Raw genomic sequence first — 12,382 nt, forward strand, 5'->3', positions numbered from 1 at the left:
GCCTAGAGCCTTGGTGCCTCTACGCTGTCGCGGGCGGCGCGCAGCAGGGTGTCGACGCCCAGGCCTTCGAGCTGCGCGTCGGGCGAGATCATCACGCGGTGCCGCAGTGCGGGCAGCGCCTGGCGCGCCACGTCGTCGGGCGTGATGAAGTCGCGCCCGGCCATCAGCGCGGCGGCGCGGGCGGCGCGCACCAGGGCCATGGTGCCGCGCGGCCCGGCGCCGGACGAGAGCCCCGGCCAGTCGCGCGTGGCGCGCGCGATGCGCACCGCGTAGTCGATCACGCGCTCGTCGGCCTGCACCAGGCAGGCCAGCCGCTGCAGTTCGAGCACCTGCGCCTCGTCGAGGCAGGGGCGCACGGCCTCGAGCGGAAACTGGTTGCCGGCACGCTGGCGCGTGGTCAGCTGCACGATGGCGTTCTCTTCGCTGTGGCTCGGAAAGCCGATGTCGATCTTCAGCAGGAAGCGGTCGAGCTGTGCCTCCGGAAGCGGGTAGGTGCCTTCGGTGTCGATCGGGTTCTGCGTGGCCATCACCATGAACGGGCGCGGCAGCGGCATGGCCGTGCCTTCGAGCGTGACCTGGTACTCCTGCATGACTTCGAGCAGCGCGCTCTGGGTCTTGGCCGGCGCGCGGTTGATTTCGTCGGCCAACAGAAGGTTGGTGAACACCGGGCCCTGGTGCACGCGTAGCGTGCCGAGGCTGCTCTCGCCGCGCGCGGCGAGGTCGAGCACCGCGTGGCCCGTGATGTCCGAGGGCATCAGGTCGGGGGTGAACTGCACGCGCGCATAGCGCAGCGTCATGGCCTGCGCCAGCGCCCGGGCAAGCAGGGTCTTGCCGAGCCCCGGCACGCCTTCGATCAGCACGTGGCCCGAAGCGACCAGCGCAATCAGCGTCTGGTCGACCGCCTCGAGCTGGCCGACCACGGCCTGGCCGACCTCGGCGCGCAGCGTCTGCAGCCACTGGGCCGCACGCGTCAGTTCTTCGGGTTGGATGGCTTGCATGAGCGTCTCTCGGTTCAGGATGTGGATGAAGAAGAAGGTGAAGGCATGAACGGCCCGTGGGCGTCGAGCCGCCGGCGCGCGGTTTCCAGCACCTCCAGGTCGACCGACATGGCGCCGGCATGGCGGGCCCGCTCGCCCATCGCCCGAACGAGCATGGCCGCCTCCAGCCCGGTGGCCTGCGCGATGGCGGCGGCGCGCGCGGCGGCATCGCGGCGCGCATAGCCGCGCAGCTGGCGGCCGGCGGATTCGTTCAGCGCGCGCAGCTGCGCGGCGTGCAGCGCGTCGGCGCCGTGCATGTGCAGGAAGCCGGCGGTGCCGCGCACCTGCTCGGCCATGGAACGCCGATGCGTGCCGGCCGAGGGCGCCAGCGGCCCGAAGCGCACGGCCGCTCGCCAAAGCGCAACAGCCAGCGCCAGCAGGCCCACGAGCAGGGCCGCCCAGCCCTTGTTCCAGATCCAGCGCAGGAAGGGTTCGCGCGTTTCCTCGGCAACGAACCAGACTTCGGCGCCGCTGCGCGCCTGCACCGCGGCAACGGCGAACAGCGCGTTGTCGCCGCGCGTCAGGCTCGCGTTGTGCCACAGGCCCCAGGGCATCACGGTGACGGTGCCGCGGCCGACCTGCACGCGGATCGCTTCGGTGCCTTTCGCGCCGAGCACGGTCCACAGGGGCGGCGGCTGCTTGTCGGCGGTCCGGTAGCGCGCTGGCGACCACCAGGTGCAGATGCGGAAGCTGCGGCCACCTGTGAAGCTCGCTGGCACGTTTTCGGGCTCGGTCACCGCATGGCAATCCGCGTCCTTGGCGGGTTCGGCAAATTGCGACTTGGGCAGTCGCTTCCTGGGTCCGGACGGCTCCTTCGACTCTTTCTTCTCGTCCCCGGCGGGCGGCTTTTCGCGGACCAGCGGGATCCAGCCTTCCAGCAGGTCGCTGTTGACGAGGTGGCTGGGCATCACGAGGTGCCCGCCCTGCTCGACCCATTGGCGCAGGCGCTGTTCGCGCTCGGGGAACATGTCCCAGTGGCTGGAGGCGAGCACCAGCCGTGCCTGCGCGGGGGGCATGGTGTCGAGGCTGTCGTGCTTGACCACCTGGACGCCGAGCTCGCGCAGCATCACCTGCGCGCCGTAGAACGAATTCTTCTTGGCCTCGCCGCTCGCGGGCGTCGGTATTTCGGTGTCGGCCCATTCGGTGGCGGAGACCAGCCAGAAGCCGATTGCCGCCAGCACGAGCACCGAGCCGATGCGAACCAGCCAGGCATTCATGCGACGGCGCCCTTCAGATCGGCGACGGCCGGCACGGCGGCGGAAAGATGCCGATCGAACTCGCCGCAGACCGCCAGCACCTGCGCGGTGGAAGGCAGCCGACCGCCGTACGCCCCCAGCTGCCAGACACCGACCAGTCGCACGAAGAAGGCCTGCGCATCGGGCGCCAGCCGGGTCGCGGAGAGCAGCATGCATTCGCCCTCGGTGCTCGCGGCTCGCACCGGCACTTCATGCGCGTGCACGAGGCGGGACAGCGCGCCGCGGTACAGCAGCGACAGTGCGGGCCGGTGCTGGCCGCGCTGCCAGAGTGCGGCCGCGGCGTTGCCGATGTCGTCGGGCAGGCTTTCGGGCCGGATGTCGAGGCTGCCGACATGGCTGGGCAGCAGTTCCTTGCCGGGCCGCGCACCGCCGGCACGCACCTGCATCCAGCGGCGCAGGCGAACCACCAGCCAGGCCAGCGCCAGCGCGCCCAGCCCCCAGATGAGCCAGCGCGCGCCCTCGGCCACCGACCTGATGAAATCGCGCAGCCAGTCGAGGCTGTCGGTCTTCTTCTCGGGTTCGTCTTCCTCTTCGTCGTCGCGTTCCTTGAAGCGCAGCTTTCTTTCGGTCTTGGTGCCGGGCATGTTCGGATCGGCGCGGACCTTGTCGACTGCGGTCTTCACCTGTTCGCGGGTCGGGGCCTCGGCAGCGACTGCCGGCGGCGTCATCGCGACGATGGCGCACACAGCCAACACAGCCGCCGCGATACGAAGTGCGCAAAGCCTGGAGGTGTCAGCGGAACCCACGGCGGAACTCCTGCTCGATGTCCCACGCTTCGAGCTCTACCCGGCGGTTGAGGTACATCGCAAAACCGGCCGCCACGTAGAACGGCTCCAGCACGCCGACAACGAGCGCATAGGCCCCCGCCGTCAGCAGGCTCTGCAGCGGAACGTCCGACTGCGTGAGCCAACCGAACAGATCCTTCGCGCTGCCCTCCGGCGCGAACCAGAACAGCAACGACAGCAGGCAGATATCAAGCGCCATCTCCACGTTGGCGAACACCATCTGCATGCCCGTGGCCGCGCCGCGCCGTCCGCGCAGCAACTGGGTGCGCCGCTTGCGCCGGGCGCTTCCGCGCTGGCCTTCGAGCTGGTCGATAGCCTGGGTGAACGAACGCCAGGGCGAAAACCGCCGCCACAGCAGCGTGCGCAGCAGTTGCCCGCCCCACACTGCGCGGCGGTTTTGCCAGAGGTCGGCCCAGCGCGTCTCCTGCCCGAACACCGCGCGCGAGTGAACGAACAGCAGGCTGCGGTCGAACCAGGGCTTGAGCCAGAAGATCAGCAGGCTGGGCAGCCAGCCGGCGATCTCGACCGTGCAGAGCGCCAGCAGCACGGTCACGACGTACACCGGCAGGAAGGTGCGCCACACCGAGCGCGCATGGCTGCGCACCAGCTGGGCGCCCAGATCCGCAGCCTCGGCCATGGGCCGTGGCCGCAGCGCGATGGCGAGGCCGTCAACCTGCACGGTCTTCAGCCTTTGCAGCAGCAGCGGCGCGCGGCCGGCCCTGCCAGCCCAGGTACGCCAGCACCAGCACCCAGCAGGCGCCGCCCACGCCGTACTTCACGGCCGGCGCGATCCAGCGCGCCGACGACCAGAAGGCCTCGATCGCAGCGGCGATCAGCAGCAGCCCGATGACGCCGTAGACGATCACCACGGCATGGCGCGCGGCCAGCCGCAGCGACTCGAGCCGCGTGTAACGGCCGGGCCCGACCCACGCATAGCCGAGCCGCAGGCCGGCCGCGCCCGCCAGCACGATGGCCGTGAGCTCGAAGGCCGAGTGCGTGATGACGAAGGAGCAGAAGTTCTCGGCGTGCCCCGCCGCGATCAGGTAGCCGCCGACCGCGCCGATCTGCACGCCGTTGAACACCACCACCGCGGCACTCCCCACGCCGGCGAATATGCCGGCCGCGAAGCAGCGAAAGCCGATGCCGATGTTGTGCATGATGTAGAAGCCGAACATCTGCCAGTCGTCGCCCGCGCTGCGCGTGCGGCCCAGCGACTCGGCACTGTCGCTGTACATGGAATCGAACTGCTGCACGGCGCTGGCGTCGAGCAGGTGCAGGATGAAGCCCGGGTCGCGGTAGGCCGCCCAGCCCGCCGCCAGCAAGGGCAGCACGAACATCAGCGCGGACACCAGCAGGTAGACGCGGTGCGCCCGCACCGCCTCGGGAAAATCGACCAGCGCGAGCCGGGCGAAGCGTGCCAGGCCGTAGTCGTGCTGCCGGTAGATCAACCGGTGCGCGCTCTGGGTCAGGCTTTCGAGTCGCTGGGTGAGGTGAATGGGGTAGGCGCGCGCCTGCGCCAGCGCCAGGTGCTCGCACACGCGGCGGTACAGCGTGGCGAGCCGCGCGCCGTCGAACTTGCGCTTGGTCTCGGCCACGCGGATGACGGCTTCGAGCTCGGTCCACAGCGGCGCGTAGGCGGCTTCGAAATCGAGTGGCGTCATCGCCCGCCTCCTCGCGCATCGGCGCCGGCGCGGCGGCCCAGCACCCACTGCGCAACGCCCAGCAGGCGTTGCGACGCGGAGGCGCCGGAAGTGTCGGGGCCCAGCACTGGTTCGGCGACGCGGGCGAGTTCGTCGAAGCGCTCGGGGGTCAGGCGCGTCGCGCGACCGGCCCACGAGACGATGGCCATCTGCTCGCGCGCCGACAGCGGCCGCGCGGGGGCCTGCGGTTCGGCCGCGGGCACCTCGCCGTGCAGGCTCACATGGTCGCTGAACACCACCAGCGTGCCGGCGGCCAGGTCACCCAGCCGCTTGCTGTCGCGCCGCCACAGCATCGACACGATGCCCGCGCCGTAGAAGGCCGGCACGAAGTCGGCCGCGCGCAGCAGGTTGCGGGTGAGCGCGGCGGCAGGCGTCACGGGCAGGCCCGAGTCCATCACCACGCGCAGCCCCATCACGCGCTTGCCGGGCGTGGCCGCCGCGCGCGTGAGTTCGAAGATCACGGGGTAGAGCCACTCGAGGCAGAAGTAGCTGATGAGCAGGATGCCGAAGCCCATCTTGCCCATCATGCCGACGGCGATGGAGATCACGGTGAAGATGCCGAGCCGGATCGCGAAGTCGATGAGATACGCCAGCCCGCGCGCGACCAGGCCGGCCGGGCGCAGCGAGAGCGCGATGCCTTCCGGGGTCTCGGCGGTGTAGAGCGTGTCGAGGCGCACTGGCGAAGCGCTCGCTCAGGCCTGCAACACGACGGTGTCGGCGATCTGGTCGTGCAGGCAGCGGCGCGACGCACGGAAGATGAAGAGGCTGTCGATCAGCACGTAGATCGGCCCGAGCAACGGCCAGATGGTCGTGAAGAACGCCGGGCCGTCGCGCAGGGCCAGGATGCGTCCGATCTGCGCCCGCGAACCGTCGGGCCGGGCAATGCGGATCTTGAACAGCGCCTTGCCGATGGTCTGGCCGCGAGTGGCCAGCAGATAGCCGTGCAGAACGAGGTAGAGAACGATGCCGGAGGCCGCGCTGGAGATGCGTGGCTCCCAGAGTCCGAGGCCGTCGTCCTCCCAGAGGTTGATGGGCGTGAACTTCGCCAGGAGCCATATCACGGCGATGGAGATGCCGGCGTCGAGCATCGCGGCCAGAAACCGCGTGCCGCGCGTTGCGAGTTCGCCGGGCTGCGTCTGGCCCGGCTGCAGCACGTCCTCTACATGGGATTGCGGAGGCGCGTAGCGCGCGTCCTGCGACTGATCTTCCATGCCCGTCCCTCTCCGAAACGATTGATTTTCGGAAGATTCTAGTGGGTGGGCTGCTCCGGCAGTGGGCGAACAAGGGCACTCTGCAGGTTGCGCAGGTCGTCCAGCAGCAGGCTCAGGGGTGCGGCCAGGAGTGCATTCGACGGGGAGCCTTGCGACGCCTGCGCGCAGCGGTCGAGCCCATCGAGGTCCGGTGGCGCGCCCTTGCCCGCGAGCGCATCGGCCATGCCGGCGACTGCGGCACCGGCAGCCTGCGCCGCTTCGCGCCATGCGGCGTCGGCCTGCGCGCCCTGCATCTGCCGGAACACGCGATCCAGCACCACGGCGTCCTGGAAGATGCGCGCCGCCAGCCGGGCCTTGTCGCGATAGGCGCTGTGCCCCCCGGCGGTGCCGCGGCGCCACCACCGCGCCTCCAGGTCAGCGCCGCCGGCCAGCACGGCCAGCCGGCCCAGCGACGCGCGCGTGCCCGCGTGAATGCGCTCCGCCTCGGCACCGGCAGGCCTTCGCGCAGCGGCCATGCGTTTCGCGATGCCGTGCAGCAACGCGGCGCAGCCCTCGTCGAAACGCGCGCCCGCGTGGTACTCGGACACGAGCGTCGAAACCGCCAGCGCCACTCCCACGCCGATGCCGATCTGCGCCATGCGCAGCAGCGCAACCTGCAGCGCCGAATGGCCGGGAATACCGCCGGCCGACAGGATGATCAACGCGGCCACCGGTGCGCTGCGCAAGCCCGGCGCAGCCGCGCTGGCAAACGCCAGCAACATGACGACGGCCAGCGTGGTCGCCAGCATCGGCGCGCCGTGGTGCTGCAGATAGACGCCGGCCAGGCCGCACAGCGCGCCGGCGGCCGTGCCGCTCACGCGGTTCCATCCGGCATCGAGCGTGGAGCCGGCGCTCGGGCGCATGACGATCAGCACGCTCATCACCGCCCAGAAACTTTCGGGCAGGTGCAACGCGGTGGCGACGCCCCAGGCGATGGCCACCGCCGCTGCCAGTTGTACGCCGGGACGCCAGCGGCCGTGGCGCCACGGTCCCGTCAGGCGTTGCAGGGCCGGAGCGCCGTTCATGCCCCTGGCGCCGGTGGATCGCCGCCTTCCAGCGCGGCGGCGATGCCGTCGATCAGCCCGCAGGCCTGCAGCAGCAAGGCGCGCTGATCGGCATCGAGCGTGGCGCCGATCGCTTCGGCCAATGCCGCCTCGCGCGAACGCATGAGCGCCTTCAGACGGCGTATGCCCTCGGCCGTGAGAGACAGCAGCCATTGGCGCCCATCGGTCGGGTGCGGCGTGCGGCCGATCCAGCCTTCGGCTTCCAGCTCGGCCAGTAGCCGGGTCAGCGACTGGAGCTTGACGCGTTCGAGCCCTGCCAGCGTGGTGGGCGTGCACGGCCCATGCCGATGCAACTGGCCGAGCACGCTGAGCTTGGCCACGCTGGGGCCATCAGGCGCGGCGCTGCCGCTGCGCAACTGGCGCGTCAGCTGCGACACCGAGGTGCGAAGGCGCGAGGCGCATTGCGCCGGATCCGGGATGGTGGAAGCCATGCCCAGATTGTAAGACGAATCTTGGTACTTTGGAGCCCGGCGTCAGCCCCGGTTCGGCGACGAGTTCACCGGATAGGTGACGGCGGGCTGGGCAGCGGCGGGAGCAGGCGGCGAGGCGACCGGCGTTGTTTCCGCGGGCGTCCCGGCTTCGTCCTCCGCTTCCGGGCCTTCGAGGAAACGGTCGAGCAGCGCGAAGAAGCGGTCGTAGAAGCGCTCGTCGGTCAGCGTCTCGCTCGCGACCTTCACCATCGCGTCGTCGCTGCCCGAGAACGGCAGCGAAAGCGAGCCGATCGCGCCCACGCCCAGGCTGGCCGAGTTGTTCACCTTCTTGATGCCGTAGCGGTCCTGCAGCGCGGTCGCAAAAGCCACGGTGCTCTTGCTGGCCTTGCCGCTTCTTGTGCTCTCGCGCGCGCAGACCACGCGGAACTCGACCTCGACATGCACCTCGGCCGCCGGCTGGAAGCTCTTGCGCCCGGTCACGAGATCGGCGTTGGCCGCCGTGATCATGTAGCCCTGGCTCAGCAGCGCGCGGCGCGCGGCCTCGCAGGTCTGGGCCTCGGTGGCCTCGTAGTCGCGGGTATGGGTGGTGGTCGAGCCGAAGGCTTCGGGCTCGTAATTCACGCGGCGCGATGTGCTGCCGCAGCCGGCAAGTACAAGGGCGGACAACAGGCCGAGTACGAGAACCCGGGCGCGAACAACTGGGAAAGAAGTGAGGTGCATGGACGGCATGGAGCGGCGAATGCTAACCGGCGCCTTGCCGGCAAGGCTTCGAGCGCGCCCGCGCGCCAGCGTTCCCTGCCACGCGAGATTTTCAGGACCAGGGCAGCACGTGATGCGCGCGCGCCCGCGTCGCCGCGATCAGCCGCGCATTGGGCGCATCGGTGCTCGCCACCCAGGCGCTCGCCTCCTCGGCGCTGCGACCGAACTGCTGGTGGCGCCGCACCAGGCGCTCCTCACGCACCGCATCGTCGATGTCCACGTACCAGACCTCGTCGAACATCGCCGCCGCGCCAGCCCACGGGCCGACGTCGTGCAGCAGGTAGTTGCCTTCGGAGATGACAAGCTGCGTCGTGGGCAGTACGGCGATGGCGCCGGCAATCGGCTCCTCGATCTCGCGGCGGAATTCGGGAGCGTAGACGATGTCGCCATCGGGCCGCTGCTCGCGCAGGCGCTGCAGCAGCGCGACATAGCCGGCGCTGTCGAAGGTATCGGGCGCGCCCTTGCGGCCGGAGCGGCCGAGCCGTTGCAGCTCGACGTTGGCGAGGTGAAAGCCGTCCATGGGGACGACCTGGGCGCGATCTGCACCCACCGACTGGAGCAGCGCCGCCGCGAGCGTGGACTTGCCCGCGCCGGGTGCGCCGACCAGCCCCAGCAGCTTGCGCTGCCCGCCGGCCATCAGGGCCTGCAGGCGGGCGGCGCTGTCCGCTGGGAGAGGAGGAAGTTTCTGCGCGGGGATGGTGCTCATCCCCCGAGCGTACCGTCCCCGAGCGTCAAGAAATCATCAGGGGTACAGGCCGCGTTCTTGACGAGCCATCAGGATGCGCTCGCAAGCCACCGCATACGTCGCCGTGCGCAGCGTGATCTTGTGCTTGTCCGCCGTGTCCCAGATCTGGTTGAGCGCATTCATCATGATGCGGTCGAGGCGCACGTTGATCTCGTCTTCGTCCCAGAAGAAGGACGAGAAGTCCTGCACCCATTCGAAGTAGCTCACGGTCACGCCGCCGGCGTTGCAGATCACGTCGGGCACGACCAGCACGCCGCGCTCGGCGAGGATGTCGTCGGCGGTCGGCACCGTGGGGCCGTTGGCGCCTTCGAGCACCAGCTTGGCGGTAGTCTTCTGTGCGCGCTCGGCGGTGATCTGGCCTTCGAGTGCGGCCGGGATCAGGATGTCGCAGGCGACGTTCCAGAAGTCTTCGTTCGGCACGATGTCGCCGCCGGCCTTGAAGGCGATTACGCCGTCCTTGTTGGCCACCGGGATCAGCTTGGCCAGGTCGAGGCCGTTGGTGTTGACGATGGTGCCGGTGTGGTCCTGCACCGCGACGATCTTGGCGCCGGCTTCCGCGAACAGTTCAGCCGCGACCGAGCCCACGTTGCCGAAGCCCTGCACGGCGATGCGCGCACCGCGCAGGTCCATGCCCAGGCGGCGAGCGGCTTCGCGGCCGGTGACGAACACGCCGCGGCCCGTGGCCTTGACGCGGCCCAGCGAGCCGCCCAGGTGCAGCGGCTTGCCGGTAACGACGCCGGTGGCGGTGCCGCCGACGTTCATCGAGTAGGTGTCCATCATCCACGCCATGATCTGGCCGTTGGTGTTGACGTCGGGCGCGGGGATGTCGGTGTGCGGGCCGATGATGATGCCGATCTCGCTGGTGTAGCGGCGGGTGATCTTTTCCAGCTCCTGCAGCGACAGCTTCTTGGGGTCGACGCGGATGCCGCCCTTGGCGCCGCCGTACGGCAGGTTGACGGCCGCGGTCTTGATGGTCATCCAGGCCGACAGCGCCATCACTTCTTCGAGCGTGACGTCGGGGTGGAAGCGCACGCCGCCCTTGCCGGGGCCGCGGCTCATGTTGTGCTGCACGCGGTAGCCCTCGAAGTGGGCGATGGTGCCGTCGTCCATCTCGATCGGCACGTCGACGATCAGCGCGCGCTTGGGGCGCTTCAAGGTTTCGACCCAGCGGGCCAGCGGGCCGAGGTACGGCACGACGCGGTCGACCTGCGAGAGATAGGTGCCCCACGGGCTGTTCGCGGTCGGATTGACGAAGGAGAGTTTTTCGCTCATGAGAGATCCCTTGGTTTAAACGGGTGGCCGCAACGATAGACCTCTCCCGCGCGTCGCGCCATGGCTTATGCGCGCCGCGCTGGCGGTTATGCAAGAGAGGTTTGGTTTCGCAGCCCCGGGCGGCACATCGCATCGATGTACCTGACAGAAACGTCATCTACGGGTTATCGACCCCGCGGATGCGCTTCGTAGAGTTGGCTTCACCAACCAAGGCAACCCAACCACCCTCAAGGAGTCCCGAATGAACAAGCAAGCTTCCGCCACCCGACTGCTCGGCACCGCCACCCTCGCCGCCCTGCTGGGCGTGATCGCAGCGCCGAGCTTCGCCGGCAACTACGCCGAGGGCGATCCGCGTCCCGTGCCGCTGACCTCGTCGACGACGCGCTCCGCGGTGACCGCCGACGCAGTGCAGTGGCTGAAGACCGCACCCACGCAGGGCTACACCAGCAGCTATCAGCAGGGAGCAGTCGCAGTCTCGGCCAACACCCGCGCCGCGGTGGCGGCCGACACGCGGCTATGGATCCAGTCGGGCCTGGCGGCCCAGCAGAGCGGAGAAGCCGGCGCCGATATGACGAAGCCCGGCTACCGCCAGGCCGCGGCCGAATACGCCAAGCTGCGCGCGAGCCCTGCGTACGGCGCGCTGGTTGACCAACTCAAGGACCAGCAGGCGGCGGCGCAGTCGCAGACCCAGGTTCGCTGAGAGCGCGCGAAAGAGCTGACGGCGCGCGGCGGCGCCCTGGGTAGGCCAGGGTAGACCACCGCCAGCGCCTTGGTTCTATCTCCTATGGTCGGCGGTCATAGGCCGCATCTTCCGCCAGCAATCAGCGTTCTGGCCGGATAATCTTCTGATGCTCGACCTGGACCGCATCGATCTCCGGCTGCTGAAGATCCTTCAGGAGGACGGCCGCATCACCAACCTCAAGCTGGCCGAGGCAGTGGCGCTCTCACCCACCGCGGTGCTGGCGCGGGTGCAGCGGCTCACGCGCGACGGCTTCATCCTGGGCTACGAGGCTCGCCTCGATCCGCACAAGCTGGGCCGCGGTTTCACCGTCTTCGTCGAGGTGCTGCTCGACCGCACCACGCCCAATGTGTTCGACCAGTTCAAGGCGGCCGTGCAGGTGCGCGACGAGATCATGGAATGCCACATGGTCGCGGGCGGCTTCGACTATTTGCTCAAGACCCGCATGGCCGACATGGCCGCCTATCGTGAGTTCGCGGGCACCGTGCTGTGGCAATTGCCCGGCGTGCGCGAGACGCGGACTTATGCGGTGATGGAAGAAGTGAAGAGCAGCGCGCGCCTCCCGCTGGGGGTGTGAGCGCGCCAGCTGACCTCAGGCGGGCTTGCGTGCCCGCCCACCGAAGATCGCCGTGCCGACACGCACCATCGTGCTGCCTGCGCTGATCGCCGCTTCAAGATCGGCGCTCATGCCGAGCGACAGCGTGTCGAGTTCGATGCCCGCGTCGCGAATCGACTGGTACACCGCATGCGCGCGCAGGCACAACGCGCGCTGCGCCTCGAAGTCCGCCGCCGGTTCGGGGATCGCCATGAGCCCGCGCAGCCACAGCTGTGGCAAAGCCGCCACAGCGCGTGCCAGCGCCAGTGCCTCTTCAGGCGGCACGCCGGACTTGTTGGCGCCGCCGTCCACATTAACCTGAAGGCATACATTGAGCGGCGGCAGCTGAGTCGGCCGCTGGGCCGACAGGCGCTCGGCAATCTTCAGCCGGTCGATGCTGTGGACCCAGTCGAAGTGCTCGGCCACGGGCCGCGTCTTGTTGCTTTGCAGAGGGCCGATGCAGTGCCATTCGAGGGTGGCGCGCAGATCGGCGAGGGCTTCGATCTTGTCCAGACCCTCCTGCACGTAGTTCTCGCCGAAGGCCGACTGGCCCGCCGCATGCGCCTCGCGCACCGCCTCCGGCCCGAAGGTCTTTGACACCGCCAGCAGCCGCACCTCACCCGGGTCGCGGCCGGCCGTTACACATGCCTTTGCGATCCGGCTGTTTACTTGCTGGAGGTCGTCGCCAATCATCGTCATAATCGTCCAAAATCGTATCAAAACGTCACCGAACTCGAGCCGAGGAGCCC

The 12,382-nt window shown here is 69.4% G+C and carries 15 protein-coding genes; 2 read left to right on the plus strand and 13 right to left on the minus strand.

The features are described from left to right. Window positions 1–2 precede the first annotated feature (2 nt). The 12 genes from ACN9MV_RS29455 to ACN9MV_RS29510 all read right to left on the minus strand — a co-directional run bounded on the left by ACN9MV_RS29455 (window position 3) and on the right by ACN9MV_RS29510 (window position 10,299). The gene (locus ACN9MV_RS29455) at window positions 3–998 is read right to left on the minus strand and encodes an AAA family ATPase (RefSeq protein WP_093078969.1); all 996 of its coding nucleotides are present in this window, start codon (window positions 996–998) and stop codon (window positions 3–5) included. Window positions 999–1,012: 14 nt separating this feature from the next. Further along, window positions 1,013–2,254 carry a DUF4350 domain-containing protein gene (locus ACN9MV_RS29460; protein WP_426390587.1) on the minus strand — a complete coding sequence of 414 codons (1,242 nt, stop codon included), beginning with the start codon at window positions 2,252–2,254 and terminating at the stop codon, window positions 1,013–1,015. Next, window positions 2,251–3,039, minus strand: coding sequence for a DUF4129 domain-containing protein (locus ACN9MV_RS29465; RefSeq protein WP_426390588.1), 789 nt, complete (start codon window positions 3,037–3,039; stop codon window positions 2,251–2,253). Before ACN9MV_RS29465 ends, ACN9MV_RS29460 begins: the two co-directional genes overlap by 4 nt. Beyond that, window positions 3,026–3,757 carry a hypothetical protein gene (locus ACN9MV_RS29470; RefSeq protein WP_426390589.1) on the minus strand — a complete coding sequence of 244 codons (732 nt, stop codon included), beginning with the start codon at window positions 3,755–3,757 and terminating at the stop codon, window positions 3,026–3,028. The genes ACN9MV_RS29465 and ACN9MV_RS29470 overlap by 14 nt, the downstream gene beginning before the upstream one ends. Beyond that, complete coding sequence (locus tag ACN9MV_RS29475) at window positions 3,747–4,739, minus strand: stage II sporulation protein M (protein WP_426390590.1); 993 nt, start codon at window positions 4,737–4,739, stop codon at window positions 3,747–3,749. The genes ACN9MV_RS29470 and ACN9MV_RS29475 overlap by 11 nt, the downstream gene beginning before the upstream one ends. Next, window positions 4,736–5,455, minus strand: a complete 720-nt coding sequence (locus ACN9MV_RS29480; RefSeq protein ID WP_093057676.1) for an RDD family protein — start codon at window positions 5,453–5,455, stop codon at window positions 4,736–4,738. The genes ACN9MV_RS29475 and ACN9MV_RS29480 overlap by 4 nt, the downstream gene beginning before the upstream one ends. A gap of 15 nt (window positions 5,456–5,470) precedes the next feature. Beyond that, window positions 5,471–5,989: an RDD family protein gene (locus ACN9MV_RS29485; RefSeq protein ID WP_093057677.1), complete on the minus strand. Its 519-nt coding sequence runs from the start codon at window positions 5,987–5,989 to the stop codon at window positions 5,471–5,473. A gap of 38 nt (window positions 5,990–6,027) precedes the next feature. Beyond that, window positions 6,028–7,053 carry an FUSC family protein gene (locus ACN9MV_RS29490; RefSeq protein WP_426390591.1) on the minus strand — a complete coding sequence of 342 codons (1,026 nt, stop codon included), beginning with the start codon at window positions 7,051–7,053 and terminating at the stop codon, window positions 6,028–6,030. Further along, on the minus strand, window positions 7,050–7,523 hold the full coding sequence (locus ACN9MV_RS29495) for a MarR family winged helix-turn-helix transcriptional regulator (RefSeq protein ID WP_426390592.1): 474 nt from the start codon (window positions 7,521–7,523) through the stop codon (window positions 7,050–7,052). Before ACN9MV_RS29495 ends, ACN9MV_RS29490 begins: the two co-directional genes overlap by 4 nt. Window positions 7,524–7,565: 42 nt before the next feature. Continuing rightward, a complete protein-coding gene (locus ACN9MV_RS29500; RefSeq protein ID WP_426390593.1) occupies window positions 7,566–8,189 on the minus strand; it encodes a DUF2242 domain-containing protein in 624 nt (207 codons plus the stop codon). 145 nt (window positions 8,190–8,334) lie between these two features. After that, complete coding sequence (locus ACN9MV_RS29505) at window positions 8,335–8,988, minus strand: nucleoside/nucleotide kinase family protein (protein WP_426390594.1); 654 nt, start codon at window positions 8,986–8,988, stop codon at window positions 8,335–8,337. Window positions 8,989–9,024: 36 nt separating this feature from the next. Continuing rightward, the gene (locus ACN9MV_RS29510; protein WP_426390595.1) at window positions 9,025–10,299 is read right to left on the minus strand and encodes a Glu/Leu/Phe/Val family dehydrogenase; all 1,275 of its coding nucleotides are present in this window, start codon (window positions 10,297–10,299) and stop codon (window positions 9,025–9,027) included. A gap of 241 nt (window positions 10,300–10,540) precedes the next feature. Between ACN9MV_RS29510 and ACN9MV_RS29515 the strand changes: the two genes are divergently transcribed. Both ACN9MV_RS29515 and ACN9MV_RS29520 read left to right on the plus strand, forming a co-directional pair. Continuing rightward, a complete protein-coding gene (locus ACN9MV_RS29515; protein ID WP_426390596.1) occupies window positions 10,541–10,999 on the plus strand; it encodes a hypothetical protein in 459 nt (152 codons plus the stop codon). Window positions 11,000–11,147: 148 nt separating this feature from the next. Then, window positions 11,148–11,615 carry an Lrp/AsnC ligand binding domain-containing protein gene (locus ACN9MV_RS29520; protein ID WP_093057684.1) on the plus strand — a complete coding sequence of 156 codons (468 nt, stop codon included), beginning with the start codon at window positions 11,148–11,150 and terminating at the stop codon, window positions 11,613–11,615. A gap of 15 nt (window positions 11,616–11,630) precedes the next feature. On the opposite strand, the gene ACN9MV_RS29525 is transcribed toward ACN9MV_RS29520, so the two are convergent. Then, window positions 11,631–12,332, minus strand: a complete 702-nt coding sequence (locus ACN9MV_RS29525) for a YggS family pyridoxal phosphate-dependent enzyme (protein WP_426390597.1) — start codon at window positions 12,330–12,332, stop codon at window positions 11,631–11,633. Window positions 12,333–12,382: the final 50 nt, after the last annotated feature.

The organism is Variovorax sp. R-27 (assembly GCF_049913215.1).
Taxonomy (GTDB): Bacteria; Pseudomonadota; Gammaproteobacteria; order Burkholderiales; family Burkholderiaceae_C; genus Variovorax.